17 protein-coding genes and 3 tRNA genes are annotated in these 18,979 nt (G+C 72.4%); 13 read left to right on the top strand and 7 right to left on the bottom strand.

The annotated features are described in order from the left end of the window. Positions 1-54 precede the first annotated feature (54 nt). The gene (locus BM076_RS25405) at positions 55-795 is read right to left on the bottom strand and encodes an SLATT domain-containing protein (protein ID WP_093716012.1); all 741 of its coding nucleotides are present in this window, start codon (positions 793-795) and stop codon (positions 55-57) included. A gap of 211 nt (positions 796-1,006) precedes the next feature. Between BM076_RS25405 and purD the strand changes: the two genes are divergently transcribed. The 4 genes from purD (at position 1,007) to BM076_RS25385 (ending at position 6,931) form a co-directional block, all read left to right on the top strand. Then, entirely contained in the window at positions 1,007-2,254 is a 1,248-nt protein-coding gene (gene purD, locus BM076_RS25400) for a phosphoribosylamine--glycine ligase (RefSeq protein WP_093716069.1), read from the top strand. A gap of 195 nt (positions 2,255-2,449) precedes the next feature. Beyond that, the gene (locus tag BM076_RS25395) at positions 2,450-4,144 is read left to right on the top strand and encodes a hypothetical protein (RefSeq protein ID WP_093716011.1); all 1,695 of its coding nucleotides are present in this window, start codon (positions 2,450-2,452) and stop codon (positions 4,142-4,144) included. A 316-nt stretch (positions 4,145-4,460) separates the two neighbouring features. Continuing rightward, positions 4,461-5,945: a N,N-dimethylformamidase beta subunit family domain-containing protein gene (locus tag BM076_RS25390; RefSeq protein ID WP_093716010.1), complete on the top strand. Its 1,485-nt coding sequence runs from the start codon at positions 4,461-4,463 to the stop codon at positions 5,943-5,945. An 83-nt stretch (positions 5,946-6,028) separates the two neighbouring features. Next, entirely contained in the window at positions 6,029-6,931 is a 903-nt protein-coding gene (locus BM076_RS25385) for a phosphoribosylaminoimidazolesuccinocarboxamide synthase (protein WP_093716009.1), read from the top strand. A gap of 119 nt (positions 6,932-7,050) precedes the next feature. Here BM076_RS25385 and BM076_RS25380 read toward each other — a convergent pair. The 4 genes from BM076_RS25380 to BM076_RS25365 form a co-directional block, all read right to left on the bottom strand. Then, positions 7,051-7,126 (bottom strand) — tRNA-Gly (locus BM076_RS25380). A gap of 127 nt (positions 7,127-7,253) precedes the next feature. Then, positions 7,254-7,329 (bottom strand) — tRNA-Gly (locus tag BM076_RS25375). A 50-nt stretch (positions 7,330-7,379) separates the two neighbouring features. Further along, a tRNA-Gly gene (locus BM076_RS25370) sits at positions 7,380-7,451 on the bottom strand. A gap of 187 nt (positions 7,452-7,638) precedes the next feature. Further along, entirely contained in the window at positions 7,639-7,956 is a 318-nt protein-coding gene (locus tag BM076_RS25365; protein ID WP_093716008.1) for a histone-like nucleoid-structuring protein Lsr2, read from the bottom strand. Between the two features lie 416 nt (positions 7,957-8,372). Here BM076_RS25365 and purS point away from each other — a divergent pair, with 416 nt between their 5' ends. The 4 genes from purS to BM076_RS25345 all read left to right on the top strand — a co-directional run bounded on the left by purS (position 8,373) and on the right by BM076_RS25345 (position 12,679). Continuing rightward, positions 8,373-8,618 carry a phosphoribosylformylglycinamidine synthase subunit PurS gene (gene purS / locus BM076_RS25360; protein ID WP_093716007.1) on the top strand — a complete coding sequence of 82 codons (246 nt, stop codon included), beginning with the start codon at positions 8,373-8,375 and terminating at the stop codon, positions 8,616-8,618. After that, positions 8,615-9,346: a phosphoribosylformylglycinamidine synthase subunit PurQ gene (gene purQ / locus BM076_RS25355; protein ID WP_093716006.1), complete on the top strand. Its 732-nt coding sequence runs from the start codon at positions 8,615-8,617 to the stop codon at positions 9,344-9,346. Before purS ends, purQ begins: the two co-directional genes overlap by 4 nt. Beyond that, on the top strand, positions 9,343-11,652 hold the full coding sequence (gene purL, locus BM076_RS25350; protein ID WP_093716005.1) for a phosphoribosylformylglycinamidine synthase subunit PurL: 2,310 nt from the start codon (positions 9,343-9,345) through the stop codon (positions 11,650-11,652). The genes purQ and purL overlap by 4 nt, the downstream gene beginning before the upstream one ends. Before the next feature lie 145 nt (positions 11,653-11,797). Further along, on the top strand, positions 11,798-12,679 hold the full coding sequence (locus BM076_RS25345; protein ID WP_093716004.1) for a DUF3592 domain-containing protein: 882 nt from the start codon (positions 11,798-11,800) through the stop codon (positions 12,677-12,679). 107 nt (positions 12,680-12,786) lie between these two features. Here the strand turns inward: BM076_RS25345 and BM076_RS25340 are convergent, their stop codons facing one another. Beyond that, complete coding sequence (locus BM076_RS25340; RefSeq protein WP_093716003.1) at positions 12,787-13,707, bottom strand: NAD-dependent epimerase/dehydratase family protein; 921 nt, start codon at positions 13,705-13,707, stop codon at positions 12,787-12,789. A 302-nt stretch (positions 13,708-14,009) separates the two neighbouring features. Here BM076_RS25340 and BM076_RS25335 point away from each other — a divergent pair, with 302 nt between their 5' ends. Both BM076_RS25335 and BM076_RS25330 read left to right on the top strand, forming a co-directional pair. Then, positions 14,010-14,462, top strand: coding sequence for an ASCH domain-containing protein (locus BM076_RS25335; RefSeq protein WP_093716002.1), 453 nt, complete (start codon positions 14,010-14,012; stop codon positions 14,460-14,462). A 1-nt stretch (position 14,463) separates the two neighbouring features. Then, positions 14,464-14,817, top strand: a complete 354-nt coding sequence (locus BM076_RS25330) for a VOC family protein (RefSeq protein ID WP_093716001.1) — start codon at positions 14,464-14,466, stop codon at positions 14,815-14,817. Between the two features lie 66 nt (positions 14,818-14,883). Here the strand turns inward: BM076_RS25330 and BM076_RS25325 are convergent, their stop codons facing one another. Then, a complete protein-coding gene (locus tag BM076_RS25325; RefSeq protein WP_245796334.1) occupies positions 14,884-15,969 on the bottom strand; it encodes a tyrosine-protein phosphatase in 1,086 nt (361 codons plus the stop codon). Positions 15,970-16,239: 270 nt separating this feature from the next. Between BM076_RS25325 and BM076_RS25320 the strand changes: the two genes are divergently transcribed. The 3 genes from BM076_RS25320 to purF all read left to right on the top strand — a co-directional run bounded on the left by BM076_RS25320 (position 16,240) and on the right by purF (position 18,979). Beyond that, complete coding sequence (locus tag BM076_RS25320) at positions 16,240-16,443, top strand: DUF4177 domain-containing protein (protein ID WP_033177975.1); 204 nt, start codon at positions 16,240-16,242, stop codon at positions 16,441-16,443. Between the two features lie 78 nt (positions 16,444-16,521). Beyond that, the gene (locus BM076_RS25315; RefSeq protein ID WP_093715999.1) at positions 16,522-17,328 is read left to right on the top strand and encodes a sterol carrier family protein; all 807 of its coding nucleotides are present in this window, start codon (positions 16,522-16,524) and stop codon (positions 17,326-17,328) included. A gap of 133 nt (positions 17,329-17,461) precedes the next feature. Continuing rightward, positions 17,462-18,979, top strand: a complete 1,518-nt coding sequence (gene purF / locus BM076_RS25310; protein WP_093715998.1) for an amidophosphoribosyltransferase — start codon at positions 17,462-17,464, stop codon at positions 18,977-18,979.

Here is an 18,979-nt window from a genome sequence, read left to right as displayed (position 1 = left end):
CAACCAATCGGTGTGGCCGTACCTCTGCCTTGGCCCCCTCCGGCAGTTCCGGCGTCATGCCTCCGGTGGTCGCTGGCGCGGCATGTTCGGGCGGGTGGACGGGTGGGGGAGGCGCGGGGCGGAGGACTGGTCGGGGGAGGAGCGCCACCAGGCGGCGGACTGGGTGCGCAAGGGGGCGCCGGAGGCGCGGGAGCCGAATTCGACGATCCAGTCGGCCGTCTCCATGCGCACGAGATCGGCGAGGTCGTCGCAGAAGCGGCGCAGGATCGCCAGACAGCGCTCGGCGGCCTCGGCGGCGGTGCCCTCGGTGGGGCCGAGGACCTCGCGCACGCTCTCCGAGGCCCAGTCGAAGCGCAGCGACTCCAGCCGCCGCTGGACCGCCTGGGCGGTGGCCATGTCCCGCATCCAGCCCGAGGTGAGCCCGAAGAGCCGGTCGGCGCCGACGCAGACACCGGCCAGCAGCAGCGCGAGATAGCCCCAGCCCGCGGTGGTGTCGGTGGCGCCGGTCACCTCGACGAGCGGCAGCGCGGCACCCGCCGTGCCGAAGAGCGCGGCGCCCAGCCGCAGCGCCCGGGCGCCGCGCCGCTTGCGCACCCGGTCCTCCAGGTACCAGTCGGCGGTGCGCAGGGCGCCGGTCTCGGCCCAGCGGTACAGCTCGGCGAGGCGCTCGGCGGGCTCGCCCCAGTCGCCGAGCGGGAAGGGCAGCGCCCGCAGGTCCTCGTGCTCTTGGTGCAGCGCGTGCCGCGCAGGCTCGTCCCGGGGCGTCTCCTCGGGAAACATGTCCGGCTGGCTCACTGCACACTCCCTTGTACGGCCGCGAAGGCCCCTCTGCGGCTCTCCGGCCCGGTTGCGAAGCTCTCTTCTTACCGCCGAACGGCTGAGTGCGGGGTGGGGATCTCCGGATATCCGCCCGTACGGGCACCGTGATCAGGTATAGGCCGATGTACCCCTTCGCTCGAAAGAGTGAGGGCGGCTCGCGTCCCGGCGGCCCACTACCCTGGTGCGCGTGAAGGTCCTTGTCATCGGCGGCGGCGCCCGCGAACACGCCCTGTGCCGTTCCCTGTCCCTCGATCCCGACGTCACCTCGCTGCACTGCGCGCCCGGCAACGCCGGTATCGCCGAGGTCGCCGAGCTGCACGCGGTCGACGCACTCGACGGCGCGGCCGTCGCCGACCTGGCCGTCGGGCTCGGCGCGGACTTCGTGGTCGTCGGACCCGAGGCGCCGCTGGTCGCCGGGGTCGCCGACGCCGTACGGGCCCGGGGCATCGACTGCTTCGGCCCGACCGCGCAGGCCGCGGCGCTCGAGGGCTCCAAGGCGTTCGCCAAGGACGTGATGGCCGCGGCCGGGGTGCCGACCGCGCGCAGCTATGTGTGCACCACCGCCGACGAGATCGACGCGGCCCTCGACGCCTTCGGCGCGCCCTACGTCGTCAAGGACGACGGGCTCGCGGCGGGCAAGGGCGTCGTGGTGACCGGCGACCTGGCGGCGGCGCGGGCGCACGCGCTGAGCTGCGACCGGGTGGTCATCGAGGAGTATCTGGACGGCCCCGAGGTGTCGCTGTTCGCGGTCACCGACGGTGTGACCGTCGTCCCGTTGCAGCCCGCGCAGGACTTCAAGCGCGCGCTGGACGCCGACGAGGGCCCCAACACCGGTGGTATGGGCGCCTACTCGCCGCTGCCCTGGGCCGACCCGGCGCTGGTCGCCGAGGTCGAGCGCACGGTGCTGCAGCCGACCGTCGACGAGCTGCGCCGCCGCGGCACCCCCTTCGCCGGACTGCTCTACGCGGGCCTGGCGATCACCTCGCGCGGGGTGCGGGTGATCGAGTTCAACGCGCGCTTCGGCGACCCGGAGACCCAGGTCGTCCTCGCCCGGCTGAAGACGCCGCTGGCCGGGCTGCTGCGGGCCGCCGCCACCGGGCAGCTCGCCGCCTTCCCGCCGCTGCGCTGGAGCGACGGCGCCGCGGTGACCGTCGTCATCGCCTCGTACAACTACCCGGACACCCCGCGCACCGGCGACCCCATCTCCGGCCTCGATGAGGTTGCGGAGAAGGACGAGCACGCCTACGTCCTGCACGCCGGGACGAAGCTGGCCGACGGGCGGGTGGTCAGCGCCGGCGGCCGGGTGCTGTCGGTCACCGCGACCGGCTCCGACCTGGCCAAGGCCCGTGACCGGGCCTATCGCGCGGTCGACCGGATCGGCCTGGACGGCGGTCATCACCGTACGGACATCGCCGCGAAAGCGGCCGGTCTCTGACCAAAGCCACTCCAAGGAGTGATGGCTCGGCCATACGGCTGACTCCTCCCCGGCGCCCAACTATGGTGCCCCGAAAGCGCACTGCGGGACATTGCGGCAATCAGCGGTACGGCCGTTGCGATGTCGGTGGGCGGTGCGACAGTGGGGGGAGGCCGCCATCGGGGCGGTCACCACAGCGCAGGGGGTGAGTCGCCGATGGCCGGAGAAGCGGGTGAGGCCGTCGCGCGCTCCCGCGCCCTGGCGGTGCTGCGGGTCCGCGGCGCCGCGCTCGGCGCGGTCCTGCTGCCGGCTGCCGCCGCGGTCGTGCTGCACGCGGGCGGCGCGACCGGCCGGATCGGCCCGCGCTGGGACGGGGTGCGCTGGGGAGTGACCGGCGGCGCGCTCGTGGTGCTGCTGATCGCGGCGGCCGTCGCCGCGGTGATCGTACGGGCCAGGCCCGCGGTCAGCCCCGCCGTGCCGGTGGCCGAGTCCGCCGCCCCCGACCTCTACCGGATGGTCCGCGACCTGGCGGAGCGGATGGAGGTGCCCGCGCCCTCGGCGATAGAGCTGACGCCGGACTGCGACAGCTGGCTGGAGGAGCGCAGGCCCGGCCCCGGCGGCGCGGCCCGGCGCGGCAAGGACCGGCCCGCGCCGGTGCTGGTGATCGGCTCGCCCTTCATGTGGTGGATGCGGATCGCGGAGCTGCGCGCCCTGCTCGCGCCCGTCGTGGCGGGCACAGGACCGGCCGCCGACCCGGAGATATCCGCGGCCCGGCGCTTCGTGCGCGGGCTCGACGCGGCCGCGGGCGTCGCCGCGCACGGCAGCGCGGGGAATGTGCTGCTGCGCCCGGTGTTCGGCTTCCTCGGCTGGACGGTACGGCTGCTGCTGCGCGGCTGCGGCGGCCATGTCGCCGAGATGGAACGGTGCGTGGCGGCGTCGGCGTCCGAGCGCGCCCAGGCGGTCGACTACGGGCTGCGGATCGTCGCCCAGGAACAGGTCGGCCTCGCCTACGCGGGCTGGGACCGGCTGCTCACCCGGGTGGCGCTGCCCGCGTGGCGGATGGGCCGCTGGCCGTCCCGGCTGGACGCCGGGGTGGTCGCCGCGCTCACCGAGCTGTCCCGCCGCGACCGGCTCGCCGACGGCTTCGAGACCAGGCTCGGCGAGCGCCCGGCCTGCGACCTGCTGGAGGAGCCGGGGCTGATGGACGAGGCGGTCTCGCTGCTGGCGGCCCGGCTCTTCCACGCCGGTCCGCAGCGGCCGGGCCCCGACTGGGCCCCGGTGAGCTGGAACGGCTATCCGCAGGAGGTCGTCGACCGGATCTGGCGCAGCGAGGCCGCCCGGCTGATCCGGGTGCTGGACGAGGTGCCGCCGCCCGCGCACGCCGACACCCCCGAGGCCACGCTGGCCCGCGTCATCGACCGGCTCTCGCGCGGCGGCAGCGAGGAACTGGCCGCGCGGATCGGCGCCCTGGTCGCCCAGGAGGAAGCGGCGGGTTCCGCGTCACCTTCTGCCGCCTCGGCCGCCCCCTCGGCGGACGGCCCCGGACCCGCACCGACCGCCCCCGTACCGGCCGGCATCCCCGCCGCCGATCCGAGCCTCGGCCGTACGACGGCGGACGACGTCCTGCCCGCGCCCGTGTATCCGCTGCTCCCGCCCCGCACCGGCCGCGAGCTGCTCACCGACCACGTCACGGCCGTCGTGTGCTGCGCGGCCGTCGACACCGCGGGCGCCGACCCGGGCCTGGACTGGCTCGACGGCCCGGCGCTGCTGGTCGGCGGCGCCCGCCGCGCCGACCTCACCTGGCCGGTGCTGCGCCTGGTCGAGAACGGCGACGCGACGCCGCTGCGCTCCTGGCTCGCGGCTGTCGGCATCCGGGCGGACAAGCCGCTCCGGCTCGCCGACCCGGTGTGACAAGCACCACGCCACCGCACCGCCGGAGCGGCGAATTCCGGCCAGGGCCCGAAGCGGGCCCGGACACCCGTCCTGCCCGCTCCCCGGCGGTGGGCGCGGCCCTCCTGACCAGCGTCATGTGACGTTCACCACACATGAGTTGACCGAATCTGGTTCACTCGTCGCCCGATCCGTTCCGATAATTCACCACGAACGGTAACCAGAGCGGTGCTTTCTGTGATGTGCTGGACAGGAGCACCGCACCGTTGCACCGCACGGGTGACATGGCGAACAGTGGGACGGAGCGCGGGGCGGGACAGGTGAGGGAGGGGCTTCGATGAGTACGGATCAGATCCGGCGGTGGGAGTCCGGAGCGCTCGCCCACGGGGTCTCCGACCCCTTCGGCCAGGGCCCGTTGCCCTGGCTGCGCGGCGCCACCCAGTATCTCGACGACACCGGCCAGGTCGTCCCCTGGTACGTGGACCTGGCGGCCGGCAGCGGCGGCGCCGCGCACCGCCCGCGCTTCCCCGGACCGCGCACCGCCGACGACGTGCGCCGGCAGATCAAAGGCTTCGCGTCGGCCGGCTCCGTCCTGCCCGGCGGGGCCGTCGACTTCCGGATCACCGTGGACCCGCCGCAGGAGTTCACCGTCGACGTCTACCGGATCGGCCACTACGGCGGCGACGGCGCCGCGAAGATGTCGGCGAGCCCCCGGCTGTCCGGCATCGTGCAGCCCGCGCCGCTGGCCGCGGGACGCACCGTCTCCTGCCACCACTGGTGGCAGTCCTGGCGGTTGCAGATCCCCACGTACTGGAACACCGGCGCGTACGTCGCCGTCCTCACCACCGCCGACGGCTACCGCAGCCATGTCCCCTTCACCGTCCGCGCCGCCCACGAGGCCGACTTACTGCTGCTGATGCCGGACGTGACCTGGCAGGCGTACAACCTCTACCCCGAGGACGGCAGGACCGGCGCCAGCCTCTACCACGCGTGGGACGAGAGCGGGCAGCTGCTCGGCGAGGAACAGGCCGCCACCACCGTCTCGTTCGACCGCCCCTACGCGGGCGCCGGCCTGCCGCTGCACATCGGCCACGCCTACGACTTCGTCCGCTTCGCCGAACGCTACGGCTACGACGTCGCGTACGCCGACGCCCGCGATCTGCACGCGGGCCGGATCGATCCCACCCGCTACCGCGGCCTGGTCTTCCCCGGCCACGACGAATACTGGTCCAAGCCGATGCGCCGGGCCGCGGAGACCGCCCGCGACGCGGGCACTTCGCTGGTCTTCCTGTCGGCCAACACCATGTACTGGCAGGTCGAGTTGGCCGCCTCCCCGGCCGGCGACCCGGACCGGCTGCTGAGCTGCCGCAAGCGGCACGGCGACAGCAAGGGCCGTACGGCGCTCTGGCGCGACCTCGGCGAGCCCGAGCAGTTGCTGCTCGGCGTGCAGTACGCAGGCCGGGTCCCGCAGCCCGCGCCGCTGATCGTGCGCAACGCCGGGCACTGGCTGTGGGAGGCCACCGGGGCGGGCGAGGGCGACGAGATTCCCGGCCTGGTCGCGGGCGAGGCCGACCGCTACTACCCGCGCACCGCGCTGCCGGAGAGTACCGAGCGGATCCTGCTGGCCCACTCGCCGTACGAGTCGGCCGACGGCCGCCGCTGCCACCAGGAGACCTCCCTCTACCGCGCCCCCAGCGGCGCGTACGTCTTCGCCGCCGGCACCTTCGCCTGGTCCCCGGCCCTCGACCGCCCCGGCCACGTCGACCCGCGTGTCCAGCGCGCCACCGCCAACCTCCTCGACCGGATCTGCAAGCACGATTGAGGGGAACGGTTCATCGGCGGCAAAAGGCAGGGTCCCGATAAGCGACAATCGGGAGCTGAACCGCTGAGTGGGGAGGACGACCCGTGTCCGGATTCGTCGAGAAGCCCGAGCCTGTCCAGGTGCCGGGACTGGTACATCTGCACACCGGCAAGGTGCGCGACCTGTACCGGAACGAGCAGGGCGAGTTGGTGATGGTCGCCAGCGACCGCACCTCCGCCTACGACTGGGTGCTGCCCACCGAGATCCCCGACAAGGGCCGCATCCTCACCCAGCTCTCGCTGTGGTGGTTCGACCTGCTCGCCGACATCGTGCCCAACCATGTGATCTCCACCGAGGTCCCGGCGGGCGCCCCCGCCGACTGGGCGGGCCGCACCATGGTGTGCCGGTCGCTGAAGATGGTGCCGGTCGAGTGCGTCGCGCGCGGCTATCTGACCGGCTCGGGACTGGCCGAGTACGAGCGGGACCGTACGGTGTGCGGCCTGGCGCTCCCCGAGGGCCTGGTCGACGGCTCCGAACTGCCCGCGCCGATCTTCACCCCCGCCACCAAGGCCGAGGTCGGCGAGCACGACGAGAACGTGTCGTACGAGGAGGTCGCCCGCCAGGTCGGCGCGGAGACCGCCACGCAGCTGCGGCAGACCACGCTCGCCGTCTACAGCAGGGCCCGGGACATCGCGCGCGAGCGCGGCATCATCCTGGCCGACACCAAGTTCGAGTTCGGCTACGACGCGGACGGCACGCTCGTCATCGGCGACGAGGTGCTGACCCCGGACTCGTCCCGCTTCTGGCCGGCCGACCGGTGGGAGCCGGGCCACCCGCAGCCGTCCTTCGACAAGCAGTTCATCCGGGACCACCTCACCGACCCGGCGCTCGGCTGGGACCGCGGTGGCGAGCAGCCGCCCCCGGCGCTCCCCGCCGCGATCGTCGAGCAGTCCAGGGCCCGCTACATCGAGGCGTACGAGCGGCTGACCGGCACGCCCTGGGCGTGACACCCGGCCGTGGACGTACGCCGTGAACAGCCGTGGACGTACGCCGTGAACAGCCGTGGACGTACGCCGTGAACATACGAAGAGGGCCCCGGTCACGATGACCGGGGCCCTCTTCACGCTGGAGCGGACGACGAGATTCGAACTCGCGACCCTCACCTTGGCAAGGTGATGCTCTACCAACTGAGCCACGTCCGCAGGTCGTGCAGACACTGTACCCGATGGGGCACGGCAACCCGAAACCGTTAAAAACCGGCCAGGACACACGGTGAACCAGGACACACGGCGAAGGCCCCGGTCACGATGACCGGGGCCTTCATCACGCTGGAGCGGACGACGAGATTCGAACTCGCGACCCTCACCTTGGCAAGGTGATGCTCTACCAACTGAGCCACGTCCGCAGGTGCTGCGGCCACTCTACCCGATCCGTCGGACCGGTCGGAGCGACCAGAGCGGGCGACAGGAATTGCACACTGCCCCTCCCCCCTGGAAGGGGGGCGCTCTGCTACTGAGCTACACCCGCGTGACCTCCGCTGACCTGGCCTTTCGGCCCTGCCCTCGGCGTGCTCCACACACTAGCGGAAGGGTGGGGGTGGCTGTCCAGTCGGCACCACCGCCCCCGCCCGTCACCGCGCCGTCATCCGTTCGGAACCCCGCGCGACCTCGGCCGGCATCCCGGCCGGGACCCTGCGGGGACCTCAACAAGGAACTCAGCCGGCCTTGTTGAACGCCTCGTAGACCTTCTTCGGGATGCGCCCGCGCGCCGGTACCTCGAAGCCGTTGGACTGGGCCCAGGCACGCACCGTGGCCGGCGTCGGGGCGATCGGCGTGCGCTTGTACGCACGCCCGGAAAGGGTGCGGCGACGCCCTGCCTCGACGTAAGGGGCCAGGTCGTTCCGCAGTTTGTCCGCGTTCTGGGACGAGAGATCGATCTCGTACCACTGACCGTCGACGCCGAATGCGATGGTTTCCGCCGCTTCTCCGCCGTCCAGATCGTCGGCGAGGGTGACCAGTACGCGTTGCGCCATAGGGATTCGGTCCTTTCGTACGCCATCGGGCTGCCGGGGTCCCGGCGATCGGCGCGACCCGGTGCAGCGGGTCGCGATCCGCCGCGGGGCCGCGGTGTCACGGATGGGCCGACAAGTCGGGTGTCGACAAGTTTTCATTTGTGGGATGCCACGAAATGGGCAGCGTGCGATACATCGTGACACCTGTTAATTCCCCCGGGTGCCGCTTCGTAATCGGGACTCTATGATTCACCGACGGGTTTCCCCAAGCATTTCGACTGCCGATACATAAACGTGATCAGTGATCCGGCGGTGATCCGGGGCGCTTCCGTGACAGTAGTGGAGCGGTATACGGTGTTCCGCTCATATCTACTCGCGTAGATTTTCGCACCGGGTACGCTGAGAGAACCTCACGCACCACACCACCGGGAGTGCCAGTGGCACGCGTCGTAGTCGACGTCATGCTCAAGCCGGAGATCCTCGACCCCCAGGGCCAGGCGGTGCAGCGCGCACTGCCGCGCCTGGGCTTCGACGGGATCTCCGACGTCCGCCAGGGAAAGCGCTTTGAACTAGAGGTCGAGGGGCCGGTCGACGACGCCGCCCTCGCCCGCATTCGCGAGATGGCGGAAACCTTTCTCGCGAACACCGTGATCGAGGACTTCGCCGTAAAGGTGGAGTCGTGACTGCGCGCGTTGGCGTCGTCACATTCCCGGGAACACTCGACGACCGTGACACACAGCGCGCGGTCCGGGTCGCGGGCGCCGAAGCCGTACCGCTGTGGCACCGTGACAAGGATCTCAAGCAGGTCGACGCGGTGGTTCTGCCGGGCGGCTTCTCCTACGGCGACTATCTGCGGGCCGGCGCGATCTCGCGTTTCTCGCCGGTGATGGAAACGATCATCGAACAGGCGAAGGCCGGAATGCCGGTCCTCGGCATCTGCAATGGCTTCCAGGTCCTCACCGAGACCCATCTGCTGCCGGGCGCGATGCTGCGCAACGACAACCTCCACTTCGTCTGCCGTGACCAGAAGCTGCGGGTCGAGACCAGCGCCACCGCCTGGACCGCGGACTTCACCGACGGCCAGGAGATTTCCATCCCGCTGAAGAACATCGACGGCCGCTACACCGCGGCCGAGCGGGTGCTGGACGAGCTGGAGGCCGAGGGCCGGGTGGTCTTCCGTTACGCCGGTCCCGGCGCGGACGGCCGGGCGGGCGGTGCGGGACCGACCGCCGGCGGGTACGGAAATCCGAACGGCTCGCTCCGCGACATCGCCGGCATCAGCAATGCCGCGGGCAATGTCGTCGGTCTCATGCCGCACCCCGAGCACGCGGTCGAGCCGCTGATCGGCACCGGCCGCACCGACGGCCTCGGATTCTTCACCTCGGTACTCAAGAAGCTGGTTGCCGCATGACTCTCGACACCGGTAAGGACACCGGCACCGCCCCCGGCGACGACGCCGCCGCGGCCAAGCGCCTCGACACCGTCGAGTATGCCGAGCGGACCCCCGACGCCGGGCAGCCGTGGAAGGAACTCGGCCTCAAGGAGGACGAGTACGCCCGCATCCGGGAGATCCTCGGCCGCCGCCCGACCGGCGCCGAGCTGGCGATGTACTCGGTGATGTGGTCGGAGCACTGCTCGTACAAGTCGAGCAAGGTGCACCTGAAGCAGTTCGGCGAGAAGGCCCCGCGGACCGACGCGCTGCTCGTCGGCATCGGCGAGAACGCGGGCGTCGTGGACGTCGGCCAGGGCTACGCGGTCACCTTCAAGATCGAGTCGCACAACCACCCGTCGTACATCGAGCCCTACCAGGGCGCGGCCACCGGCGTCGGCGGCATCGTGCGCGACATCCTCGCGATGGGTGCGCGGCCGGTCGCCGTGATGGACCCGCTGCGCTTCGGCGCGGCCGACCACCCCGACACCCGGCGCGTGCTGCCCGGGATCGTCGCGGGCGTCGGCGGCTACGGCAACTGCCTGGGCCTGCCCAACATCGGCGGCGAGGTCGTCTTCGACCCCTGCTACCAGGGCAACCCGCTGGTCAACGCGCTGTGCGTGGGCGTGATGAAGCACGAGGACATCCACCTCGCGCAGGCGTCAGGACCCGGCAACAAGGTGATCCTGTACGGCGCCAGGACCGGCGGCGACGGCATCGGCGGTGTGTCCGTGCTGGCGAGCGAGACCTTCGACTCCACAGGGCCGTCCCGCCGCCCCGCCGTCCAGGTCGGCGACCCCTTCCAGGAGAAGCTGCTCATCGAGTGCACCCTGGAGATCTTCCGCGAGCAGCTGGTCGCGGGCATCCAGGACCTCGGCGGCGCGGGCCTGTCCTGCGCCACCAGCGAGCTGGCCAGCGCCGGTTCCGGCGGCATGCGGGTCGAACTGGACACGGTGCCGCTGCGCGACGCGACGCTCTCGCCCGAGGAGATCCTCATGAGCGAGTCGCAGGAGCGGATGTGCGCGATCGTCGAGCCCGGCAAGGTCGACCGCTTCATGGAGATCTGCGAGAAGTGGGACGTCATCGCCACCGTCATCGGTGAGGTGACCGACGGCTCGCAGCTGGAGATCTTCTGGCACGGCGAGCGGATCGTGGACGTGCCGCCGCGCTCGGTCGCGCACGACGGCCCGACCTACCACCGCCCGTACGCCCGCCCGGAGTGGCAGGACGCGCTCCAGGCCGACAGCGCCGACAAACTGGCCCGCCCGGCGAACGCGGACGAACTGCGGGCGCAGGTGCTGCAGTTGGTCGGTTCGCCGAACCAGGCGTCCAAGGCGTGGGTCACCGACCAGTACGACCGCTTCGTGCAGGGCAATACGGTGCTGGCGCAGCCCGAGGACTCCGGCATGATCCGGATCGACGAGGACACCAATCTCGGTGTCGCCGTCGCCACCGACGGCAACGGCCGCTTCACCAAGCTCGACCCGTACACCGGGGCGCAGTTGGCGCTGGCCGAGGCGTACCGCAACGTCGCCGCCTCCGGTGCCAAGCCGCTGGCGATCAGCGACTGCCTGAACTTCGGCTCGCCCGAGGACCCCGCGGTGATGTGGCAGTTCGCCGAGGCGACCCGCGGACTGGCCGACGGCTGCCTGCAGTTGGGCACCCCGGTGACCGGCGGCAATGTGTCGCTCTACAACCAGACCGGCGACGTGGCGATCCACCCGACCCCCGTGGTCGCGGTGCTCGGTGTGATCGACGACGTGGACCGGCGCACACCCATGGCGTTCAAGGACGAGGGCCACCTGCTCTACCTGCTCGGTGACACGCGCGCCGAGTTCGGCGGGTCCGCCTGGTCGCAGGTGGTCCACGACCACCTCGGCGGGCTGCCGCCGGCCGTGGACCTGGACCGGGAGCGGCTGCTCGGCGAGATCCTGATCTCGGCGTCGCGGGACGGCATGATCGACGCCGCCCACGACCTGAGCGACGGCGGTCTCGTCCAGGCCGTCACCGAGTCCTGCCTGCGCGGCGGCCACGGCGCCCGGCTGGTCGTCCCGGACGGTCTGGACGCCTTCACCTTCCTGTTCTCGGAGTCCGCGGGCCGCGCGGTCGTCGCGGTGCCGCGCTCGGAGGAGCTGCGCTTCACCGACATGTGCGGGGCGCGTGGCCTTCCGGCGGCGCGGATCGGCGTCGTGGACGGTGAAACGGTCGAGGTGCAGGGCGAGTTCGGCATCCCGCTGAGCGAACTGCGCGCCGCGTACGACGGGACGATTCCGGCGCTGCTCGCCTGAGCCGTCCCCGCTTCTCCCGCTGTTCTCCTCGGGTGCCCCGGTCGCCGTGACGCGGCCGGGGCACCCGTGCAACCGTTCCCGTATTATCGCCGTCCTCGCAGGTGGGACGCGGTTTCCGGGCGGTACGGCAGGGGGGGTGCGCGGGATGCTCGATGTGGTGCTGGCGCTGTGGTGCGCGGGATGGGCCGGCGCGGCGGCGATCGGTCTGCGGCGGTACGCGACCGGTGCGAGCGGCGGCGGGGCGCGGGCGGTCCGCGTACCGGCCCGGATCGTACGGGTGGAGCGGCCGTCGTCCGGCGCGCGGCGGTCGGCCGGGGTGCCGGTGGTGCTGGCCTTCCGCGATCCGGCGACCGGCCAGGAGCTGACGGTGCCGACGACCGGCGCGCACAGCGGCACCCTGGACGCGGCCTGGGCGGGCCGCGAGATCGAGGTGCGCTTCCCGCCCGGGCAGCCGTACCGCTTCCGGATGCTGACCCGGCCGGGTCAGGGCCGCTGGCAGGGCCTGCGGCTCCCGGCGGTCGCCGCCTTCTTCGTCCTGGCCGCGCTGCTGGTCCGGCTCTCCTTCGTCGCGGGCTACGGCCTCGGGCTGCTCGGCCTCGGCGTACTGTGGACGGCCGCCCTCGGCACGGCACTTCGGGCGAGCCTGCGCGAATACCGGCGCAGGCGCGCGCTGTTGGCGTCGTCCGGGACCGCAGACGGTGAGATCGTCGCGGTCCTGGAGGACGAACGGCGCGACGACGACGGCCATGTGCACGTCTCGTACACGCCCGTGGTCACCTTCACCCCGCCGGGCGCCCCCACCGTCACCGGCGTCCCGGCGCCCGGCAGCGCCACCTCCCGGCACCACCACCGCGACGCGCTCGGCCTGTGGATCCCCGTCCATTACGCGACCGCCGACCCGTCCGTCTTCCACCTGGACGGCGCCTCCGACCGGGCCACGACGACGTGCGGCCTGATCGCCCTGTTCCCCTTCGTTCTGGCGGGCGTCGCGCTGATGGTGGTGGGGGCGGGGGCGCTGGCGGGGTGAGGCAGTTGGGGTGACGCCACCCGTACGGCCTGAAGGAGTGCTGAGACCGTCCCTCGATGCCGGCGGTCCCCGGCGGCCCGGTGCGCCGCCGGCCGCCGGGATGTGCCCTAGCCGGTGACCAGGCCGGTGCGCCAGGACGGGTGCGCCGGGGTCCAGCCGAGGACTTTGCGGGCACGGGCGTTGGTGGCGCCGCGCAGCCGGGTCATGAAGGCGACGCCCCAGGCGCCGGCGGCCAGCCGGGCCAGGGCGGTCGGCACGTGCTTGGGCGCGGGCGCGCCCAGCAGCGCGGCCGTCGCGGGCAGCCAGTCGCCGACCGTTGCCGGGTCCTCGTCCACGACATTGAGCGCACCCGTCACCTCGGGCCGGGCGAGCGCGGCCAGTACGGCGGACGCCGCGTCGAAGGTGTGCACGAAGGAGAAGGTGGCCCCGCCGTCCCCGACCACCGGCATCTTCCCCGCCAGGATCTGCCGGGCCGTCGCACCGTCCGCCGCGTACGCCGTACCGGGCCCGTAGAGGTGCCCGAAGCGCAGCACCAGACCGTCGGCCGCCGCCGTCAGCCGCTCCAACTCCTCCAGCGCGGCCAGCGAGGTCGCCCACTCCTTCGGCGGGTGCTCCCAGAAGGGATCGCTCTCGGCCGCCAACGCGCCCTGCCCGTACGACGGTTCGTACGCGTACGCCAGTCCCTGCGCGATTAGGCGCGCCCCGCCCGCGTCCCGCGCCGCCTCCGCCAGGGTCCGCGTCGCCTCCGTCCGCAGCCGGTTCGTCAGCGCGAAGTCCCGTTCCATCCGGCGCGGGTTGATGTCGCCCGGGATCGCGGTCAGCAGATGCACCACCGCGTCCGGCCTCGCCTCCCGCACCGCGTCCCCGAGGGCCTCGCGGTCCAGCGCGTCCACGGCCACCGTCCTGATACTTCCGGTCCCGGGCCCCGGCCGCCGCGACAACGCCACCACCTCGTGCCCCGCCGCGCTCAGCATCGGCACGATCTGCCGTCCCACGACCCCGGTCGCACCCGCCACGACAATCCGCATGACGACTCCTCCACCTTTACGTCCCCGTCGATACGTTTCGCGGTCAGGACGCGTCAGGCCCGCGCCTTGTGACGCCCATCGATGTGACCCTCGTCACGCCGCCGAAGGACGTGACCGGCAGCCGCGGGATGCCGCCCGGGACCGGGCCCCGGGGCCTACCGTCGTAGGGACGGACCGGTACGACGGGGGAGAGGTCACTGTGACGGGAGTGGAAATCGCGGTCGGCTACATCGAGTGCGTCCGCCACGGCCGCCCGGCCGCGTAGCCCGCACCGCCCGTCCGGGGGCCGATACGGTGGCCGTATGACGAACGACGGCCACCTCCCACCCGAGCTCGCGGCGCTCCCGAAGGCGGAGTTCGCCTTTCCCGGGCCGCTGCGCGACCAGCTGGTGGCGGCGATCCTGGACGGGTCCAAGACCTCCACGACCGGCGTCGTCGCCGACTACGAGCACGAGGGCGAGGCGCTGCCGGAGCCCGGCGAGCGCTCGGTGGTCGTCGACTCCGCCGACCGGCCCGTCGCCGTCATCGAGACGACCGGGGTCCGCGTCGTACCGCTCGGCGAGGTCGACCTCGCGCACGCGGTGGACGAGGGCGAGGGGTACGCCACCGTCGCCGAGTGGCGCGCGGGCCACGAACTCTTCTGGCACGGCGAGGAGTTCAGGACCGCGCTCGACGATCCCGGCTACACCGTCACCGACGCGACCCCGCTGGTCCTCCAGCGCTTCCGCGTCGTGTCGGACCTGCGGAGGCACTGACATGGAACGCGTGCTCGGCATCGGCGGCTACTTCCTGCGCGCCGCCGACCCGGCGGCCCTGACCGCCTGGTACCGCGACGTCCTCGGCCTGGACGCCGACGAGAACGGCCTGTGGGCGCAGCAGGCCGGCCCCACCGTCTTCGCGGCCTTCGAATCCGGCACCGACTACTTCGGCTCGCCCCGCCAGCAGACCATGCTCAACTTCCGGGTCCGCGACCTGGACGCGATGCTCGACCAGCTCCGGGCCGCGGGCGCCGACGTGGCGCCCGGGACCCAGGACATGGACGGGGTCGGCCGGTTCGGCTGGGTGACCGACCCCGAGGGCAACCGCATCGAGCTGTGGCAGCCCGCCTGAGGCTGCCTGAGCCCGGCTGAGCCCGCGCAGCCGCGGGAGAGCCTTGCTCCGTAAGGGAGTTGGGGCTCAGACCAGCAACTTGGCCTTCAGCGCCGCGATATCGGCGTCGGTGAGCTTCAGGCCCTGGTGCAGATAGCCGTCGAAGGACCCGTAGATCGCGTTCACCTCGTCGAAGGCCGCGTCCAGCCAGGAGAGTTCGACCGCTTCCGGGTCACCGGTGTAGGTGTTGCTGGCCAGGAAGTCGGCCTCGACGGTGGCGCGCGGGACACCGAGGAGGGTGAGGAGCACGGCGTTGGTCCAGCCGGTGCGGTCCTTGCCCGCGGTGCAGTGGAAGACGGTCGCGCCGGGGTTGTGCTCGACCGCGGTCAGCGCGTCGTGGAAGGCGTAGTCGGCGCCCACGAAATTGACCATGAAGGGGTAGCCGATGGACTGCCCGAGGTCCGAGGACCCGCTGAACAGCCCGGCCGCCAGCGCCTTGACCAGCGTTGCGGCCGCGTCCTTGTGGAATTTCAGCCCGTGCGCGAGCGAGACGACGTCCGCGACCTGATACGTGACGCCCGCCGGGATCGCGTCCGGGTCGTCCGACCGCTCGGCGGCGTTGCGCAGGTCCACGTCGAGCGTGATGCCCTCGTCGGTGAGCACCTGCTGCTCGGCGGCCGTCAGCGCGCTGAGCTTGCCCGAACGGTAGACCACGCCGGTACGGACCCAGTGCCCGTCCGTCGTCCGGTAGCCGCCCGCGTCACGGAAGTTGTGCGCGTCGGCCAGGCCGAGGGAGCGCTCGGCGACGGTGAGGGCCGAGCCGTCGGCGGCGGTCAGCCGGAAGTACCAGCGCGCGGCGCCCGGCAGCGTCCCGGCGGGCACCGTCACACTGCCCGTGCCGCCGCCGGTGCCGACCGTCACCCCGGTCGTGGCGGCCGCGTCGGTCGCGGCGGTGACGGTCACCTGCGAGGTGTTGGACGCCCAGCTGATCAGGTAACTCCCGTCGGCGTTCGCGGTGGCCCGCGCCGCGGTGAAGGACGCCGACGTCTGGACGGCGGCCTGAGCCGCCGCCCTGACGGGCGCGGCGGTGGCGGGCGCGGCGAGCGGCCCGGCGGCGGTCGCGCCCAGCACGGCCGCGGTGGCGAGAGCGAGGACGGTACGGGGGATGCGCACGGCAGACTCCTCATAGGGGAAGCGGGTCGTCGTCATCCCTCCCCCCGGACATGACCACGGGGTGGCGGCCCGTGGACGACTTCCCGAACCTCCGCCGTGCGCTTGGCGGTTCACCGGTCCACGGCGACTTGCGGTAAGCGGCGCCGGACGTGCCCCGGGCGCCGTGCCGCCCGTCACCCCCGACGCCTGACGCGCCCCGGCATCCGTGGTTGGCTGTCCCCGCCAGACGTACGACCGTACGAACCACCGCAACAACCAAGGGGCTCGGGCATGTACGAGTACAAGGTCGTCTCTTTCCGCGAATCGCTCATCGGCGACGCCCTCGACGGCGACAAGCTGGAGAAGACGCTCAACAAGCAGGCCGCCGACGGCTGGGCGCTGAAGTCCATCACGGCCGCCGACGTGAAGGGCCGGATAGGCCCGGGCGCCGTCGAGGGCCTCCTCCTCACCTTCGAGCGCCCCCGCCAGGGCTGACGCTCCGACCCGTACGGCCGCGCCCGCGGTGCACGCGGGCGCGGCCGCGGTGTCGGTGCCCCCGTATACGCTCGCCGCATGCCCGCAGAGAGCCGTCGACGGCCCCGTACGTACGATCCCGACCGGACGTGGCGGGCGCTTGTCGCGCAGGTGGGGCAGGTGGGGGCCGTGGTGGGCGGCCTCGGCGAGAGGGAGCTGGCGGGGGAGAGCGGGCTGCCCGGGTGGGACGTGCGGACGCTGGTGGCGCATGTGGTGCGGCAGATCGTCGTGCTGCCCCGGTACGTGGCCGAGGCCGTGCCCGCGGGGCGGGCGAAGGTGACCGGTCTGGACACCTGGGCGGTGTCGACGGCCGGCATCGCGGACCGGCTGGACGTCACGACGCGGGAGGCGGCCGCGGCGATGGGCGACCCGGCCGAGGCGGTACGGGCCGCGGCCGGGGAGCTGGCCGGGTGCCGGGAGCGGGCGCTGCGGACGGACCTGGTGGTGCCGCAGGTCTTCGGCGGCATGCGGGCGCTGGACTTCACCGTGACGCGGCTGGTGGAGCTGGTGGTGCACAGCGACGACCTGGCACGGGCCACGGGCGTGGACGTGCCGCTCGACCGGCAGGCCGTTGCCGCGGTGGTGCGCCTGCTCGCGGACGCGCTCGCGGCGAGGACGCCGGGCAATTCGGTGGAGGTGCGGATCCCGCCGTACGCGGCGGTGCAGTGCGTGCCGGGCCCCCGGCACACCCGCGGCACCCCGCCGAACGTGGTGGAGACCGACCCGCTCACCTGGATCCGGCTGGCGACCGGCCGGACGACCTGGGCCGAGCAGATCGAGGCCTCCGCGGTCACGGCGAGTGGCGAACGGGCCGACCTGGCGCCGTACCTCCCGGTCATGCGGTAGCCGTCCACGGGCTGCCGAAAGGGCGGGGCACATGTCACATGCCCTTGCGCCGCAAGGCACTACGCGCATAGAACCTGGAGATGCAAGGGTCCCTCGTTCGGACGATGGGCAATCCTGCCCTAGACTCGTATTCGTGCCTCGTGGTGATGGACGACTCAGCCACGACCTCCTTCCCGGCGAGAAGGGCCCCCAGGACGCCTGCGGCGTCTTCGGTGTCTGGGCCCCCGGTGAAGAGGTCGCCAAACTCACCTATTTCGGGCTGTACGCCCTGCAGCACCGCGGACAGGAGTCCGCGGGCATCGCAGTGAGCAACGGCTCGCAGATCCTGGTCTTCAAGGACATGGGCCTGGTCTCCCAGGTCTTCGACGAGACCTCGCTCGGTTCCCTGACCGGCCACATCGCGGTCGGTCACGCCCGCTACTCGACCACCGGCGCCTCGGTGTGGGAGAACGCCCAGCCCACCTTCCGCGCCACCGCCCAGGGCTCCATCGCCCTCGGGCACAACGGCAATCTGGTCAATACGGCCGAGCTGGCCGAACTGGTCGCCGCCCTCCCGCAGGGCCCGGGCCGGGCCACCAAGGTCGCCGCCACCAACGACACCGACCTGATCACCGCGCTGCTCGCCGGCCAGACGAGCGAGGACGGCACCCCGCTGTCCGTCGAACAGGCCGCCGCCACCGTGCTGCCCCAGGTCAAGGGCGCCTTCAGCCTCGTCTTCATGGACGAGCACACCCTCTACGCCGCCCGCGACCTCCAGGGCATCCGCCCGCTGGTCCTCGGCCGGCTGGAGCGCGGCTGGGTGGTCGCCTCCGAGACCGCCGCCCTCGACATCTGCGGCGCCAGCTTCGTCCGGGAGATCGAGCCCGGCGAGCTGATCGCGATCGACGAGAACGGCCTGCGCAGCTCCCGCTTCGCCGAGGCCCAGCCCAAGGGCTGCGTCTTCGAGTACGTCTACCTCGCCCGCCCGGACACCGACATCGCCGGCCGCAATGTCTACCTCTCCCGGGTCGAGATGGGCCGCCGCCTCGCCAAGGAGGCCCCGGTCGAGGCCGATCTGGTGATACCGACCCCGGAGTCCGGCACCCCGGCCGCGGTCGGCTACGCCGAGGCCAGCGGCATCCCGTACGGCTCTGGCCTGGTCAAGAACAGCTATGTCGGCCGGACCTTCATCCAGCCGTCGCAGACCATCCGCCAGCTCGGCATCCGGCTCAAGCTCAACCCGCTCAAGGAAGTCATCCGCGGCAAGCGCCTGGTGGTGGTGGACGACTCGATCGTCCGCGGCAACACCCAGCGCGCCCTGGTCCGGATGCTGCGCGAGGCGGGCGCCGCCGAGGTGCACGTACGGATCTCCTCGCCGCCGGTGAAGTGGCCGTGCTTCTTCGGTATCGACTTCGCCACCCGCGCCGAGCTGATCGCCAACGGCATGACCGTCGACGAGATCGGCACCTCGCTGGGCGCCGACTCGCTCGCCTACATCTCCATCGACGCCATGGTCGAGGCGACCACCATCGCCAAGCCCGACCTGTGCCGGGCCTGCTTCGACGGCGAGTACCCGATGGAGCTGCCCGACCCGGAGCTGCTCGGCAAGCAGCTGCTGGAGACCGAGCTGGCCGGCGGCGCCGACGCCGCGGACGCCCTGCGCCGCCCGTAG

The organism is Actinacidiphila alni, from assembly GCF_900112845.1.
In the GTDB taxonomy this organism is placed as follows: Bacteria; Actinomycetota; Actinomycetes; order Streptomycetales; family Streptomycetaceae; genus Actinacidiphila; species Actinacidiphila alni.
The sequence above is the reverse complement of the archived record's forward strand: the minus strand, read 5'-3'. Positions and strand labels throughout refer to the sequence as shown.